General features: G+C 66.3%; 16 protein-coding genes. 5 read left to right on the plus strand and 11 right to left on the minus strand.

The window, feature by feature from the left end; genetic code table 11:
- Positions 1-14: 14 nt before the first annotated feature.
- Genes BM353_RS03600 through BM353_RS03620 form a run of 5 tightly spaced genes read right to left on the minus strand, consistent with a single transcriptional unit; the run spans position 15 to position 4,226 of the window.
- Positions 15-1,838, minus strand: coding sequence for an ABC transporter ATP-binding protein (locus tag BM353_RS03600; protein WP_092076731.1), 1,824 nt, complete (start codon positions 1,836-1,838; stop codon positions 15-17).
- Positions 1,839-1,889: 51 nt separating this feature from the next.
- Positions 1,890-2,330 (minus strand): MarR family winged helix-turn-helix transcriptional regulator, encoded by a 441-nt coding sequence (locus BM353_RS03605; RefSeq protein ID WP_092076733.1) that lies wholly within the window; start codon positions 2,328-2,330, stop codon positions 1,890-1,892.
- A complete protein-coding gene (locus BM353_RS03610) occupies positions 2,323-3,165 on the minus strand; it encodes a carbon-nitrogen hydrolase family protein (protein ID WP_092076735.1) in 843 nt (280 codons plus the stop codon). The genes BM353_RS03605 and BM353_RS03610 overlap by 8 nt, the downstream gene beginning before the upstream one ends.
- Positions 3,166-3,171: 6 nt before the next feature.
- A complete protein-coding gene (gene grxC, locus BM353_RS03615; protein WP_092076737.1) occupies positions 3,172-3,429 on the minus strand; it encodes a glutaredoxin 3 in 258 nt (85 codons plus the stop codon).
- Positions 3,430-3,464: 35 nt separating this feature from the next.
- Positions 3,465-4,226, minus strand: a complete 762-nt coding sequence (locus BM353_RS03620) for a double zinc ribbon domain-containing protein (RefSeq protein ID WP_092076739.1) — start codon at positions 4,224-4,226, stop codon at positions 3,465-3,467.
- On the opposite strand from BM353_RS03620, the gene BM353_RS03625 reads away from it, so the two are divergent.
- On the plus strand, positions 4,225-5,049 hold the full coding sequence (locus BM353_RS03625; protein WP_092076740.1) for a methyltransferase domain-containing protein: 825 nt from the start codon (positions 4,225-4,227) through the stop codon (positions 5,047-5,049). The two genes, BM353_RS03620 and BM353_RS03625, sit on opposite strands and share 2 nt — an antisense overlap.
- A 41-nt stretch (positions 5,050-5,090) precedes the next feature.
- Complete coding sequence (hemH, locus tag BM353_RS03630) at positions 5,091-6,176, plus strand: ferrochelatase (RefSeq protein WP_092076742.1); 1,086 nt, start codon at positions 5,091-5,093, stop codon at positions 6,174-6,176.
- Between the two features lie 83 nt (positions 6,177-6,259).
- Here hemH and BM353_RS03635 read toward each other — a convergent pair whose 3' ends face one another.
- Positions 6,260-6,448, minus strand: coding sequence for a hypothetical protein (locus BM353_RS03635; protein ID WP_092077519.1), 189 nt, complete (start codon positions 6,446-6,448; stop codon positions 6,260-6,262).
- Between the two features lie 134 nt (positions 6,449-6,582).
- Entirely contained in the window at positions 6,583-7,203 is a 621-nt protein-coding gene (locus BM353_RS03640; protein WP_092077522.1) for a L,D-transpeptidase, read from the minus strand.
- 167 nt (positions 7,204-7,370) lie between these two features.
- Between BM353_RS03640 and dalA the strand changes: the two genes are divergently transcribed.
- Positions 7,371-7,916, plus strand: coding sequence for a divisome-associated lipoprotein DalA (gene dalA / locus BM353_RS03645; protein WP_092076743.1), 546 nt, complete (start codon positions 7,371-7,373; stop codon positions 7,914-7,916).
- A gap of 35 nt (positions 7,917-7,951) precedes the next feature.
- Here dalA and BM353_RS03650 read toward each other — a convergent pair whose 3' ends face one another.
- From BM353_RS03650 to BM353_RS03660, 3 genes are all read right to left on the minus strand, one after another.
- On the minus strand, positions 7,952-8,446 hold the full coding sequence (locus BM353_RS03650) for a L,D-transpeptidase family protein (RefSeq protein ID WP_092076745.1): 495 nt from the start codon (positions 8,444-8,446) through the stop codon (positions 7,952-7,954).
- Positions 8,447-8,521: 75 nt separating this feature from the next.
- Positions 8,522-9,748: a class I SAM-dependent RNA methyltransferase gene (locus BM353_RS03655; protein WP_092076747.1), complete on the minus strand. Its 1,227-nt coding sequence runs from the start codon at positions 9,746-9,748 to the stop codon at positions 8,522-8,524.
- Between the two features lie 43 nt (positions 9,749-9,791).
- Complete coding sequence (locus BM353_RS03660; protein ID WP_092076749.1) at positions 9,792-11,648, minus strand: ABC transporter ATP-binding protein; 1,857 nt, start codon at positions 11,646-11,648, stop codon at positions 9,792-9,794.
- Positions 11,649-11,804: 156 nt separating this feature from the next.
- Between BM353_RS03660 and BM353_RS03665 the strand changes: the two genes are divergently transcribed.
- Together BM353_RS03665 and exaC are read left to right on the plus strand one after the other, a co-directional pair.
- Positions 11,805-12,770: a GAF domain-containing protein gene (locus BM353_RS03665; RefSeq protein WP_092076751.1), complete on the plus strand. Its 966-nt coding sequence runs from the start codon at positions 11,805-11,807 to the stop codon at positions 12,768-12,770.
- Between the two features lie 124 nt (positions 12,771-12,894).
- Positions 12,895-14,415: an acetaldehyde dehydrogenase ExaC gene (gene exaC / locus BM353_RS03670; protein ID WP_092076753.1), complete on the plus strand. Its 1,521-nt coding sequence runs from the start codon at positions 12,895-12,897 to the stop codon at positions 14,413-14,415.
- Between the two features lie 61 nt (positions 14,416-14,476).
- On the opposite strand, the gene BM353_RS03675 is transcribed toward exaC, so the two are convergent.
- Positions 14,477-15,676, minus strand: coding sequence for an ROK family transcriptional regulator (locus tag BM353_RS03675; protein WP_092076755.1), 1,200 nt, complete (start codon positions 15,674-15,676; stop codon positions 14,477-14,479).
- Positions 15,677-15,734 lie beyond the last annotated feature (58 nt).

The raw sequence follows: 15,734 nt of genomic DNA on the forward strand, positions 1-15,734 counted from the left end.
GCCCAGCCCGGGCCTCAGCCCGTGTTGCGCTGGAAAAAGCCGAGGATCCGGCCATAGCGCCCCTTGGCCTTCTTCTGTTGCTCGACCGCGAGGTTGAACAACGACCGATAGGCCTTGCTGCTCTCGACCAGCTCCTCATGCGCGCCGAAGGCGACGAGCTTGCCGTCCTTCATCACCATGATCCGGTCGACCCATTCCAGCGTCGAGGGGCGGTGGGTGATGAAGAGGATCGTGCTGTCGCTCTCGCGGCCCAGTGTCGCCTTCATGATCGCCCGTTCGTTTTCCCCGTCGAGCGCGCTCGTGGCCTCGTCGTAGATGTAGACCTTGGCCTGTTTGACCAGTGCTCGGGCGATGCCGACGCGCTGTTTCTGGCCGCCGGAGAGCGAGGTACCATTGGGGCCGACGGGCGTGTCGAGGCCCTTCTCCAACTGGGCCGCAAAGCCGCTTACGGCGGCGCGGTCGGCGGCATCGGTGATCTCTTCGGGCGTGGCGTCGGCCCGCCCGTCGGCGATATTGTCGCGCAGGCTCCCCTCAAAGAGGAACACGTCCTGCGAGATGAGCGCCACATGGCGGCGCAGCTCGGCCTCGGGGATGGTGTTGATGTCCACGCCGCCGATGAGAATCCGCCCCGAGGTCGGCGGATAGAACCCCTGCACCAGATCAACGAGCGTCGTCTTGCCCGCCCCGGACCGCCCGACGATGGCCACCCGCTCGCCGGGTTTGATCGCGGCCTGCACCCCGTGCAGCGCAGGCGAGCTGGCGTCGTATTCGAAGCTCACATCCTCGAAGGTGATCGACGGCGCGACATCATCGAGCGAACCCTCGCCGCGCGAGTCATTCGGATCCGGCTGATCGAGAAAGGCGAACATGTCCTCGACGTGGACAAGATTGCGCTGGACCGCGACCATGGTCTTGGTGATGCGCTCCGCGGGCTGGTAGGCCAGCAGGAAGGCCGTGATGAAGGCGGTGAATTCGCCGGGGGTCTTGCCCTGGCTGAGGGTCTGCCAGCTGGCATAGATCACGAAGAGCCCGATGCAGATGCCGCCCAGAAGCTCCATCAGCGGCACGGTGGCCGAAGTCGCGCGCGCGATCGCGTAGAGCCGCTTTTCCATCGCGGCAACGGCATCGGAAAACCGCGCGAAGGATTTTTCCTCCAGCCCGTAGGACTTCACCGTCTTGATCCCGCTGATCGCCTCGATCCCCGCGGTCGAGATGTTGCCCGCCAGCTCGGCCTGCGCCTTGGACAGCTCGCGCACGCGGCGGGTCAGGTTGCTCACCAGAAAGAAGATCAGCGGAAAGAGCACGGCGGTGACGAGCGACATCACCGGATCCTGCCAGATCATGACACCCACAAGGGCGATGAGCGTCAGGATATCGGTGAGGAACTTGTTGGTGAGCGCGAGCACGACCTGCCCGCAGGCCGATCCCCAGAGGTTGACCTTGGCCATGTGGCGCGGCGCGGCGATGCCGGCGAATTCCTGAACGTTCTGGAAGAGGAATTTGCGGAAGACCTGTTTCTGATAGCGGATCGCGACCTTGCGGTTGATCTGCACCGAGAGGATCGAGTTGACGTATTGGCTCAGGCTCTTGCCCAGCGAGACCCCGATCACCAGCAGCGCGACGCCGATCGCCGCCGAGGCATTGGCCGCGACGAAAACCTCGTTGACGATGAGCTTGGTGGACCAGGCCAGCGCCGCGGTGAACCCAGCGACCGCGAGCATGCAGATGAGCGAGCCGATGAACAGCTTGCGCAGGGGGATGACGGATTCGACGAGCAGCCGCCGAATCGCCTGCCGGGTCGATGGGGTGCTGAGGTCGCTTCTGGTCTCTTCTTTCATGGGCAGGGTCTTATATGATGGCGCGCGGCGGGGCCACGCAAGAATGCGCCCTCAATCGGTCTCGAGCGCTGCGCGCAGATCGCGCAGGATCGGCAGGATCGCCCGCGCGCGCTCTTGCCCCAGATCGCCGATGATCTGCGAAATCAGCGGCGACAGTGCGGCCAGTGCGTCATCGCGGGCCTGAAGCCCGGCGGGGCTGATGGTCACGCGTTTGCGCCGGGCGTCGTCCCAGTCGGGGCGGATATGCACATGGCCCGCGCTCTCCAGCCGCCGCAGCGTGTTGGTCATCGCGCCGCGGGTGACGTGAAAGCTCCGGGCGAGTTGGGCGGGCGTCTTTTCATCGCTGGCGCGGGCGAGCTGGTTGAGCACGGAGAAATGCGAGATTTCCATGCCCGCCGGCAGGACCCGGGTCAGCCGGCTGCGCAGGAGCTGATCGGCGGTGAATATCTCGCTGAAGAGCGCGACCGCCAGCGCGCTTTCGGCCTCATCCATGCGGATCGGGGCCGTCAAAAGGCGCATCGGCCAAAACCGAAGGGATTCGCGCCCGCGCCTGCGCCACGGCCTCGGGATCAAGATCGACGTAGCAAATACCGGGCGCCGTGCCGCCATCGGTGAGCACCTCGCCCCAGGGCGAAACCGCGAGGCTATGGCCATGGGTCCGGCGGCTCTTGCCGGTCTCGGAAGGGTGCAGCCCGGTCTGGGCCGGCGCGAGCACGTAGGCGCCCGTCTCGATCGCGCGCGCGCGCAGCAACGGCTCCCAGTGGGCGGCGCCGGTCACGTGGGAGAACGCCGCGGGGACCGCAAGCACGCCCGCCCCCGCCTGCGCGAGGCGGCGGTAGAGATGTGGGAAGCGCAGATCGTAGCAGATGCTCATCCCCAGCCGCTGCGCGCCCAGCGCGGCGGTGACAGCGCGCGCGCCGGGCCGGAATCCGGCCGATTCGCGATAGGTCTCTTCCTCGGTCACGGCCACGTCGAACATGTGGATCTTGTCGTAACGCGCCGCGATCGCCCCGTCCGGCGAGATCAGGAAGGAACGGTTGGCAAAGCGCCCGTCCGGATCGGCGGTCTTGAGCGCCAGCGAGCCAATGAGGACCCAGATCCCGAGCGCCGCCGCCTCTTCGCGCAGGCCCGCGAGCGTCGGATCATCGGCCTCGGAAGAGAGTACCCGGTCCTGATGCTCGCGGCTGGACGAGACGCAATTGGTGACTTCGGGCGTCAGGACGACTCGCGCGCCGCCTTCCGCCGCCTCACGCAGAAAGGCGCGCGTCACCGGCAGGTTGGCCACCGGGTCGTCGGAGCTGCAAAGCTGGATCAGGGCCGCGCGCATCACCGCTCAGGCCGCCAGCAGCGCGTCGAGTTTTCCCGCCCGGTCGAGCGCGTAGAGATCGTCGCAGCCGCCCACATGGATATCGCCGACGAAAATCTGCGGCACGGTCCGGCCGCCCTGGCTGCGCTGGACCATCTCGGCGCGTTTGTTCGGCTCGCTGGAGATGTCGATTTCGGAGAAGCTCACGCCCTTCTGGCTCAGCAGGCGTTTGGCGGCGTGGCAATAGCCGCAGAGCGGCGAGGTGTAGATGTCGATGGTTTGCATGGGATCGCCCTTCGATAGGTGAGTTGACCCACTATCTAGGCGTCCCGCGCCGCGCGTGCCAGTGATACCACGCAAACCCGCCGCGCGCCTGCGTCAAGACAGGCCTCTGTTGCCGCGGAAAAGGTCGCTCCGCTCGTCATGACATCATCGACGATAAGGACCGGCTTGCCCGAAAGCCGTGCGCGGTGCCGCGGCGCGACGCGCAGACGGTTGCTCAGCTCGGCGAACCGAGCGTCGCGGTCCTTGCCCTTGAGGCTTTCGGTGCGGCTGTGGCGCTCCAGCAGATCGGGCACACAGGTGAGGCCTTCGACATCGGCGATGCCGCGCGCGAGCAGTCCGGCCTGATTGTAGCGGCGCTTCATCATCCGGCTCCAGTGGAGCGGTACGGGCGCGACCAGCATGTCTGGCGCGAGGATTTCGCGCGCCGCGCGGGCCATCCAGCGGGCGGCGGGCCGGGCGATGTCGTCGCGGTCCGAATGCTTGAGCTGGAGGATGAGCTGGCGCGCGCGCCCTTCGTAATGCAGCGCAGCGCGCCCCGCATCCCACGGGCGCGGCGTTTCGGTGCAGGCCTCGCAGACGATCTCTTCGGCGAATTCCATCGGCCCAGCCCCGCCGGGCACATGGGCGCCGCAAAGGTGACAGAGCGGCCCTTCGATGAACGGCGTCTGGCGCCAGCAGGACCCGCAGAGGCCGAATTCGCCCTCAACCATCTCGCCGCAGCCGAGGCACCGCGCGGGATAGACCACGCGCAAAGCCGTTTGAAGCACCCCGGCAAAGACAGTATTCTCAAGTTTCATGACCGGTATCCCGACATTGACCGACGGCGCTGCGCTGGCGCGCAACCGTACCCGCGCGCGGGAGGGCCTGCTGCAAGAGCTGGCCCGCGACGAGGTGGAAGATCGGCTGGCGATGGTTAACAGGCGCTTTACGGCGGCGGCCGTGGTGACCGGTTTTCCCGAAATCTGGCGCGGATTGGCCGGGGACGCGGTGCTGTGCCCGGAGGCGGAGGTGCTGGAGCTCGCGCCGGGGGCGCATGATCTGGTGATCCACGCGCTTGGCCTCCACTGGGCCAATGATCCGCTGGGCCAGCTCATCCAGTGCCGCCGCGCGCTCAAGCCCGACGGGCTGCTGCTCTGTGCCACCCTCGGGGGCCGGACGCTTCAGGAATTGCGGGCCGCGCTGGCCGAGGCTGAAACCCGGCTCACCGGCGGGCTCTCGCCCCGGGTCGCGCCGATGGCGGGGATCCGCGATCTTGGCGGGCTGCTGCAACGGGCGGGCTTCGCTCTGCCGGTGGCGGACAGCGTGCTACAGACGCTGAGCTACCCAAGCCCCCGCGCGCTGATGCACGATCTGCGCGCCATGGGCGAGGGCAACGCGCTGCACCTGCGCCCGCGCCACACCACCCGCCGCGCCATCTTCACCGAGGCCGAGCGCCTTTATCGGGCGCAACACGCCGGCGTGGACGGCCGCGTCCCCGCGAGCATCGAGATGATCGTCCTGTCCGGCTGGGCACCCGAAGCCTCCCAGCCCCGGCCGCTGCGCCCGGGCTCCGCCACCACCCGACTCGCCGACGCGCTCGGCACCTCCGAGACACCAATGCCGATTGACCCCGCGGACTGACCGGCTACATCGGCACGAAACACCAAGGAACGGGACATCACATGCTGGACGCCAATCCCACCGCCAATCCCACCAACAATTCCACCGGCACTCGCCCGGCAGAGGCCCCCGCCGATCACCCCAGGATCCGTGCCGGCAAGGTCGGCATCCTGCTGGCCAATCTCGGCACGCCGGACAACCATGATTACTGGTCCATGCGGCGCTATCTCAACGAGTTCCTCTCGGACAAGCGCGTGATCGACTATTCGGCCTGGCTCTGGCAGCCGCTGTTGCAACTCGTCATCCTGACCAAGCGCCCCTTCACCTCGGGCGCCGCTTATCGCTCGATCTGGAACGAGGAGGCTGGCGAAAGTCCGCTCATGACGATCACCAAGGACCAGACCCGCGCGCTCCGTGATTCGCTTACCGAGACCTATGGCGACGCGGTGATGGTCGATTTCTGCATGCGCTATGGCAACCCCTCGACGCAGTCGAAGGTCCGCGAGATGGTGGAGGCCGGCTGCACCAAGATCCTGTTCTTCCCGCTCTATCCGCAATACGCGGGCGCGACCTCGGCGACGGCCAACGACCAGTTCTTCCGCGCGCTGATGGAAGAGACGTGGCAGCCGACAGCGCGAATCGTCGATCCCTATTTCGACACGCCCGCCTATATCGACGCGCTCGCGCAATCGATCGAACGGGCCTACGGCGCGATGGAGAACAGGCCCGATATCCTCGTCTGCTCCTACCACGGCGTGCCGATCCGTTACCTGATGGAGGGCGATCCCTATCATTGCCAGTGCCAGAAGACGACGCGGCTGCTCAAGGAGCGTCTGGGCTGGGCGGATACCGAGATCACCACGACCTTCCAGTCGAAATTCGGCCCCGAGGAATGGTTGCAGCCCTACACGGTCGAGGAGGTCGCACGCCTCGCACGTGAAGAAAGCAAGAAGAAAATCGCCGTTTGCGCCCCGGCCTTCTCGGCCGATTGCATCGAGACGCTGGAAGAGATCAACGAGGAAATCCGCGAGAGCTTCGAGCACGCGGGCGGCGAAGACTTCACCTATATCCCCTGCCTCAACGATGATCCGGCGCATATCGCGGCGCTCGCGGGCATCATCCGGGCCAATCTCGGGGGCTGGCTCTGAGCCGGGCTCCCCAGACCTTCAGACAAGAAAAAAGGCGGTGTACGAGACACCGCCTTTTTTATTTTTCGCTGTCCTGTTGAGGATCAGTCGGCTGCGACTGCAGCAGCGACCAGAGCAACCAGGATGAGCGGCACGATGATGCCGTTGCTGGTGCTGGATTCTTCAACTTCTTCGACGATGACAGGTGCTTCCATCATCGGCTCTTCCATGGAGCCAGCAAAGGCACCAGTTGCAGCAACCGAAAACGCAGCGGCGATAGCGATCTTCTTCATGATAATCCTCCGGAATTCCGCCTTCATACACTTACAACGATGCAAGGCCAGACAGGCTTACTTCGTTACCGTTCGTTAAACAGCAAAATATCCGAAAAGCAAATGCTGGATTTTCCATCTGCCCTTGGGTGTCGTCAAATTAGCAACACTTGCGTATCGACGTTCGTGAGCTCGAAAAGTTGTGCAATATGTTCATTGTAGAGGCCGATGCACCCATTGGAAGAGCGCCGCCCGATTTTGCGCGTGTCGTGCGTGCCGTGGATGCGGTAGTACTGCCAGCTCAGATAGAGCGCGTGGGTCCCCAGCGGGTTGTCCGGGCCGGGCCCGACGAAATCCGGCCACTCGGGATTGCGCTGTTTCATCGAAGGCGTCGGCGCCCAGCTCGGCCCCTCCACCTTGCGGATGACCTTGGTCCGGCCGCGGCGGGTCAGGTCCTCCGACAGCGGCACCGAGGTGGGATAGAGGCGATAGACGCTCTCGTCCTCCGACCAGTAGTGCAGCGCGCGCGAATCGATATCGACAAGGATCGCGCCGCCGGCGAGCGTGTCGAAATAGGGCCGCCAGTCGAGCGTCCGGAAGCTGGAAATGTTCCGGCGGACCGTCTGGCTGATGTCATCCTCGATCTCGACAGTGGCGGCACCGTCGATGTTCTGTGCGATGAGCGGCGTGCCGAGCGCGGCCACGCCCCCCGCAACGAAGGCGCGGCGGCCGAAGCGGGCCGCGGGGGTGGCCCCGTCCTTGATGGGTTTGGTCATCTGGCTCTCCTGCATTTTGAGCGCGTTTGTTGAGGTGAGACATAGTGCGCGAATGCCGCAGTCGCAAATCAAACCGCTGTTAGCGGCCATCCTTTGCCGATGCCGATTTGCTCCCCGCCCGCGGGCTGCTACATGGTCGGAGGTGAAAAGTTCCGGAGTTGCCCCAGATGCTTAACAGACGTGCGTTTCTTGTCGGATCGAGCCTTCTTGCGCTCGGCGCCTGCACCGCCGCACCCACGACCACCCTCGGCCCCGATGGCAAGCCGCTGCCGCGTGTCTACCGGATTGCGCAAAGCGAGCGCGACGCGGTCCAGTTCCGCATGCTCGACTCGGTCAATGCCCTGCGCGCCGCCGTGGGGGCCCCGCCGCTGGCCTTCAACGCCGCGCTCAACGCCGCCGCCGCGACCCACGCGCGCGACATGGCGCGCCAGAACCGGCCATGGCATTTCGGCTCGGACGGCTCCTCGCCGGTGGATCGGGTCCGCCGCGTCGGTTATCCGGGGCTGCTGGTGGGCGAGACGATCTCGGAGACCTTCGAGACCGAGCTGGAAACCCTCGCCGCATGGATGGAGCAACCCGACACGCGGCGCATCATCCTTGACCGCCGCGCGACCGATCTCGGCTTCGACTGGCATCAGGAAAGCAGCGGCAAGCTCTGGTGGGTGCTGGAAGTGGGCGCGGCCGGTTTGGACGCGGCCGAGACCATCTTCTGAGACGAACCGCCGGGCGGCACTCGCCCGGCGCGCGTTTACTTATAGATGTCGATCGGGATTCCGAGCGGCACCATCGCGTAGATTTCCTCAATCTCTTCGTTGGAGACGGCGATGCAGCCGGCCGTCCAGTCCGGGCCGCGCGCGGCGGCGAGATTTGGCGTGCCGTGGATGAAGATATCCCCGCCCGGGCTCTGGCCGAAGCTTGCCGCCCGCGCCACATCGGCGGTGTTGGGATAGGAGATCCCGACCGAGAGGTGAAAGCTGCTGTTGGGGTTGCGCCGGTCGATACGGTAGCGGCCCTCGGGCGTGCGCCCGTCGCCCTCGACGGCCTTGTGGCCCTCCGGCGCGAAGCCGAGGCCGACTTCATAGCTCTTGAGCACCTGATCATTGTGAAACAGGTACATCCGCCGCTCGTCCTTGAAGACGACGATCCGGGTGACCTCCGGCCCATCATAGGTTTTGATCTTGCTGCTACAGGCGGAAAGACCCACCAGAAACGCGACCAGCACGGCCGCTCGAACTATCCACATAACACTGCCCTTATCGAAGGTTTCTGCTCGATTTTTTGGACCGTGTTTAGCGCACTCGCGCGCGGCGGCACAGTGTCAATCGGCGCCATCACGCAGGAATGATGCGACCAGCTCGACATGCGGCGACCAGCGGAACTGATCGACCACGTCGAGCCACGCCATGCGGTAGCCGGCCTGCGTGAGCACGCGCGCGTCGCGGGCGAAGGTCACCGGGTTGCAGGAGACAAAGGCGATGCGCGGCGGGCCGTCCTCGGCGAGGGCCGCGGTCTGGGCCACGGCGCCCGCGCGGGGTGGGTCGATCACGGCGGCGTCGAAGGCGCGGAGCTCCGGGCCGAGGAGCGGGTCGCGGAAGAGATCGCGGGTTTCCGTCGTCACGTTGCGCAGCCCAGAGGCCTGCCGCCAGCCGCGATCCAGCGCGGCCAACATCGGGCCGCTGCCCTCGACGGCATGAACGCTGGCCCGCGCGGCCAGGGGCAAGGCGAAGGTGCCGCAGCCGGCGAAGAGATCGACCAGATGCGCCGCGTCGGCCACCGCTTCGCGGACCGCCGCCACGAGCGCGGCTTCGCCCTCCCCGGTGGCCTGCAAAAAGGCGCCGGGCGGCGGGCTGACCACCGCCGCGCCGAACCGCTGCTCGGGCGGCGCTTCCATCGCGACGGTCTCTCCGGCCCAGGTCAGCCGGGCAACCCCGTGGCTCTGCGCCAGTTCGGCCAGCGCCATGCGCAGCGCCACGTCGAGCGGCTTGCCGCCCTCCACCGCCACGTCGAGCCCCTGAAGCGCGCGGGTGACCAAGACCTTGAGCTCGCCCTTGCGGCTCGTCCCGACGCTGGCGAGCGCGGCGGCGAGCGCCCGGCCCTGATGCAATTCCGGCGCGATCACGCGGCAGTCCGGCACATCGACGATCACATCCGAGGCGCGCCCGTGAAACCCGGCGAGCACACCCTTTTTCGTCCGTCGCGCCGAGAAGACCGCGCGGCGGCGGCTGGCGGGGGGCGAGCTGTGGATTTGCCTGATCGGGGCCGCGAGCCCCTGCGCCTCCAGCGCGGCGCGCACGATATCCTGTTTCCACCCGGCAACGAAATCGTCACTAGCGTGCTGAAGCTGGCAGCCGCCACAGGCGCGATACTGCGGACAGGGCGGCGAGACCCGCGCGGCGACGGGCTCTTCGATGGCGATGTCGGTCAGCCGGTCCCCGTCCAGCCGCCCGCGCACCCGCTCGCCGGGCAGGGTTCGGGGCGCGAAGACGGGCCCGGCGGCGATGCCGTCGCCCTGCAATCCAAGGCGGTCTATGAGGTAGGTGTCCATGGCGCGGGGTTTAGCGGCCCGCGCGGCGAAGGTCACGCCCGAGTTATTCGGCCGCTTCGACCGTCCCGAGGAAGCCGCCCGACTGGCGCGCCCAGTAGCGCGCATAAAGCCCGCCGAACGCGATCAACTCATCATGGGTGCCTTGCTCGACGATGTGGCCCGCGTCCATCACGATGATCCGGTCCATCTCCACCAGCGTGGAAAGCCGGTGCGCGATGGCGAGCACGGTCTTGCCTTGCATCACTGTCGAAAGCGCGGCCTGAATCTCTGCCTCGACCTCGCTGTCGAGCGCGCTGGTCGCCTCGTCGAGCACGAGGATGGGCGCATCCTTCAGCATGGCGCGGGCCAGAGCGATCCGCTGCCTTTGCCCGCCCGACAGGCGCACACCGCGCTCGCCGAGATGGGCGTCATAGCCCTTGCGGCCCTTGTGATCCTCCAGCCCGAGGATGAACTCATGCGCCTCGGCGCGCCGCGCAGCTTCGATGATCTCTTCTTCGGTGGCGTCGGGCCGGCCATAGGCGATGTTGTCGCGGGCCGAGCGGTTGAACATGGCAGTTTCCTGCGTGACCATGCCGATCTGGCGGCGCAGGCTCTCTTGCGAGACGTCACGCAGATCATGGCCATCCACGAGGATGCGCCCCTGCTCGACATCGTAAAGCCGCAGCAGGATCGACACGAGCGTCGATTTCCCCGCCCCCGAGGCCCCGACGATCCCGAGCTTCTCTCCGGCGGCGATGCGCAGGTCGATCCGTTCGATCCCGCCGGTCTCGCGGCCATAGGCGAAGCCCACGTCGTCAAAGACGATCTCGCCCCGCAACGCGGGCAGGTCCTGCGCGTCGTGCCGGTCGGTCAGGTCATGGGCGGGGGTGAGCGTGCGCATCCCGTCCTCGGCCTCGCCGATATTGCCGTAAATGCCCATGAGCGTGTAGGAAACCCAGCCCGTCATCTGCGCCAGCCGCAGGGAAATCGCCACGATCGCGGTGATCTCACCGGTGCTGACCGAGCCGAGCGTCCAGGCATAGAGCGCGCCGCCCACGAGGATCACCGGCAAGAGCCCCGCCAGCGTCACCAGCCAGAAGCGGAACCGGACGGAGACCTGGCCGAATTCGAGCTGTTTGGTGCGGAAATTGCCCATCGCGTTGAGCGCCGCGCGATCCTCGTAATCGGCGTGGGCAAAGAGCTTGACGGTCTTGATGTTGGTCACCGTGTCGACCACCTGCCCCGTCACCATCGCCCGCGCGGAGGCCCGCGCGCTGGAGCGTTTCCGCACGCGCGGCACGTAGTAGCGGATCATGAAGACATAGCCGATCATCCAGACGCCGAAGATCAGCGCCACGCGCCAATCCACCGTGGTCAGCATGATCAGCGCGGCCACCACCGAGGCGAGCGCGAAGAGCACGCTGTGCAGCATCTCGACGGTCACATCCGTCACGGCGCGGGCGGTCTGCATTTCCTTCTGCGCGATGCGCCCGGCGAAATCGTTTTCAAAAAAGCCGACCGCGTGGCCCATGGTCCAGCGATGAATCCGCGAGACGACCATGTTGAAGACGTTGGGCGTCACCACCATGGCGCTCATGTAATTGTAGAGCGCGAAGATCAGCGGGCGCAGCAGCACGAAAAACGCCGCCGCCGCGAGCAGGAGATGCCACTGATCGGTGAAGAGCCGCTCGGGACCCGAGGTCAGCGCAAGATCGACCACATAGCCAAGCACCAGCGCCGCCATGACATCGATCGCCCCGGCGGCGGCCGAGGCCACGGCGGTGATCGCGAGGATCCAGCCGCTGCCGCGTACCGCCCAGCGAAAGAAGGAGAGCAGGCGATCGGGCGGCGGATCGGAGACGGGCGCGAAGCTGTCGACCAGATCGGAGACGCGCAGGGAGAGGGCTGTGAGACGGGACATGACACTCCCGATATAAGATGAATTTCGCGCTTGTCGCCCCCTCAATGTCCACAATCGCGCGCGGGCGGCGAATTGCCGGGCCGCTGCCCGCGCGCGCCACGGCGCTTCCCCAAGGGCATCGCCCGCGCTACTGTGCCTGCCAGGAGGAGGATCGCGATGGCTTTACCGCCGCGTCATGAGGAGCATGTCTGGGAGGTTGCGACCGACCCGGGTGCGGCAGCGCGATCCCGGCTCGCGGCGTCCTGGCGCCGGTCGCTTGAGCACCACGGGCTCGACCCCGGGACGAGCAGCGAGGTCCACCGGATCACCGAGGAGAGCCTGCGCTCGCGCAAGGAGCAATCCGACGTGATGCTGCGCGTGGCCGCCCCGAAGCTTAACGCGCTCTACGAGCTCGTCGGCGGCTCGGGCTGCGGCGTCCTGCTGACAGACGCCGAAGGCATCGTGCTCGACCAACGCATCGCCACGGGCGACCGGCGCATCTTTGAGGACTGGGGGCTCAGCACCGGGGCGGACTGGTCGGAATCCTCCGAAGGCACCAATGGAATCGGCACCTGCATCGCCGAGGCGCGCCGCGTGATCATCCACCGCGACGAACATTTCCGCGCCCGCAACACTGCCATGAGCTGCATGGACGCGCCGATTTTCGGCGCCGAGGGGGCGTTGATCGGGGCTCTGGATGTCTCGTCGGCCCGGTCCAACCAGACCGAAGGCTTCAACAACCTCATAGCCGCGATGGTCGCCCAGACCGCGCGCCAGATCGAAGCCGACACCTTCCGCGCCGCCTTTCCCAAAGCGCGCATCATCGCCGCCGCGCCGGAGGGCAACGAGGCGGTCTGCCTGCTCGCGGTGGACCGCGACGATCTGGTGCTCGGCGCCACGCGCGGCGCCCGCAAGGCGTTCCAGCTTGCGCCCTGCGGCCCGATCCCGCCGATTCCCGCCGCCGATCTCTTTGGCCGCGATGACGAGGTCACGGGGTTTGAAAAGGCCGAGCGCGCCGCGATGAACCGGGCGCTGGCGCGGGCGGGCGGCAATGTCGCGGAAGCGGCGCGCGCGCTCGGCATCGGCCGCGCGACCCTCTACCGACGGATGAAACGGCTCGGGCTCGACAAGAACCGCGCCTGAGCTGTCTCGCTCCTGAGACACCCTCCCGCCCCTGTCTGCCTCCCCCCCGCTGACGCCGCGCGCCCGCGCCGCCATAGTCCCGGGACCCGGTTGGAGGACCGGGCTGAAACGTGGAGGACTTCTCATGAATGAAATGACGCAGATCGACGGCACCTACACCTCGCCGTTCGCCACCCGCTATGACAATTTCATCGGCGGAAAATTCGTGGCCCCGGTCAAGGGCCAGTACTTTGACAACATCACCCCGATCACCGGCCAGAAGGTCTGCGAGGTGGCACGGTCGACGGCGGAAGATGTGGAGCTTGCCCTCGACGCGGCCCACGCGGCCAAGGACGCCTGGGGCAAGACTTCGGCGACCGAACGCTCCAACATCCTGCTGCGGGTTGCGGACCGGATCGAGGAAAACCTCGCGCTCATCGCCCGCGCCGAGACATGGGACAACGGCAAACCGATCCGCGAGACCGAGGCCGCCGACATCCCGCTCGCCGTGGATCACTTCCGCTACTTCGCCGGCGTGCTGCGCGGGCAGGAAGGGAGCATGTCCGAGCTCGACAATGACACCGTCGCCTATCACTTCCATGAGCCGCTCGGCGTGGTGGGCCAGATCATCCCGTGGAACTTCTCGATCCTGATGGCGGCGTGGAAGCTGGCTCCCGCGCTTGCAGCCGGCAACTGCGTCGTGCTCAAACCCGCCGAACAGACGCCCGCCGCGATCATGGTGGTGGCCGAGCTGATCGCCGATCTGCTGCCCGATGGCGTGCTCAACATCGTCAACGGCATGGGCCCCGATGTGGGCGGGCCGCTGGCGCGCAGCAGCCGGATCGCCAAGATCGCCTTCACCGGTTCGACCGAGACCGGGCGGATCATCATGAAGGCCGCGACCGACAACCTCATCCCGGTGACGCTGGAGCTTGGGGGCAAATCGCCCAACATCTTCTTCTCGGATGTGATGGCCGCCGATGATGCCTACCTCGACAAGGCCGTCGAAGGCTTCGTCCTCTTCGCGTTCAATCAGGGCGAGGTCTGCACCTGCCCGAGCCGCGCACTCATTCAGGAGGACATCTACGAGGAATTCATCGCGCGCTGCATCGCGCGGGTGAAGGCGATCAAGCAGGGCGATCCGCGCGATTCCGAAACCATGGTCGGCGCGCAGGCAAGCCAGGAGCAGCAGGACAAGATCCTCTCCTATCTCACCATCGGCGTCGAAGAGGGCGCGGAGGTTCTGGTCGGCGGCAACGCCACGCGGTTCAACGGCGATCTGGCCGACGGGTTCTACATCGAGCCGACGATCCTGAAGGGCCACAACAAGATGCGCGTCTTCCAGGAGGAAATCTTCGGCCCGGTCGTCTCGGTCACGACCTTCAAGGACGAGGCCGAAGCGCTCGCCATCGCCAATGACACGATGTACGGCCTCGGCGCCGGGGTCTGGACGCGGGACGGCACGCGCGCCTATCGCTTTGGCCGCGACATCGAAGCCGGACGGGTGTGGATCAACAACTACCACGCCTATCCGGCCCACGCGGCCTTCGGCGGCTACAAGCAGTCGGGTGTTGGGCGCGAAAATCACAAGATGATGCTCGATCACTACCAGCAGACCAAGAACATGCTGGTGAGCTACAATCCCAACAAGCTGGGCTTCTTCTAAGAAGCGGCAAAAGACCTGCCGGGCGGCCCGACCGCCCGGCACCCGTCCCCCACAAAATCGTTCAGAGGACGGAGAGCCCCGCGTTGGCGTTGAGGAAGAATTGCGCGAAGATCGGGCTGCTCGCCGCCCCGATGGCCCGGGCGTTTTCGCCGATGCTGCCGGGTTCGATCCTGGGCGAGATGAGGCCGCGCGTGTCCTGATTGACGAGGTACCGGCGGACCCGTTCGACCAGCGCGTCGCGCACCTCCGACGGGAAGGCCCCGTCGATCAGGATCGCCTCGAAATCGATGACCGAACAGATCGAGAGCGAGGCCTTGGCCAGCTCCTGCGCCGTCTGCCCGATCCATGGATCGACATAGCGCGACAGCGCGCTCCAATCCTGCGGCTGACGCCACAGCAAGCTCCGGTCGAGCCCGGCTTCCACGAGACGGGTCTCCAACTGGTGGATCGAGGCCACGTCGATGAGCTGGCGGCTTTCGCCCAGCGGCCCGGTGCTGCGCATCGATCCCAGCGCGCCGGCGTTGCCCTGATTGCCCTCGAAGACGGTATCGTTGAGCACCACACCGCCACCGATGAAGGAGCCAATGAAGAAGTAGGCATGATCGCGATACTTCGTGCCCGCGCCATAGAGATGCTCGGCATGGCAGGCGGCGGTGGAATCATTGACCACGACACAGGGCAAGGCGCTGAACCGCGCGACCGTCTCGGCGAAATTCACGTCCTTCCAGGAAACGAAGGTCTGCGCCATGTCGCCTTCCAGATCGTGCCACCGCCAGAGCTCGAAGGGCGTGCCGATGCCAATGCCGCAAATCCGTGGATGCAGGGCCTCGTCAACCCTGCCGCGAAGCTCGGCGATCCCGCGTTCGAGGAAGGCGAATATCTCCGCCGGCATGGGATAGGCATAGTCCAGATGCAGCTGGCCGCGCACCGTCCCGACGAAATCGAGCAGCACCAGATCGGCGCTGCGCCGCCCGAGCTTGAGCCCGAAGGCCAGCACGCCATCCGGGTTGAGCTCCATCGGAATAGACGGCTTCCCGACCTTACCCCGGCGCGGCGTTCCCCGCGCGAGGATGCCGTCTTTTTCCAGCTTTCTCAAAATGTTGGAGACCGTCTGCGGCGAGAGCCCCGACTTGCGCGCGAGATCCGCGCCGGGCAATCCGCCATGGCGTTGGAGCATCGTGAGGAGCAGGCGTTCGTTGTGATCGCGAACCCTGCGCTGTGAGACCCCGCGGGCCCGGTCGTCGATGCTGCCTCCGTCCATTCCTCTCTATACCCCCTCCGCCCTGCGGAAGGAATGTATAGCACGGATCTATTAGTAA

Source organism: Poseidonocella sedimentorum, assembly GCF_900116005.1.
Lineage (GTDB): Bacteria > Pseudomonadota > Alphaproteobacteria > Rhodobacterales > Rhodobacteraceae > Poseidonocella > Poseidonocella sedimentorum.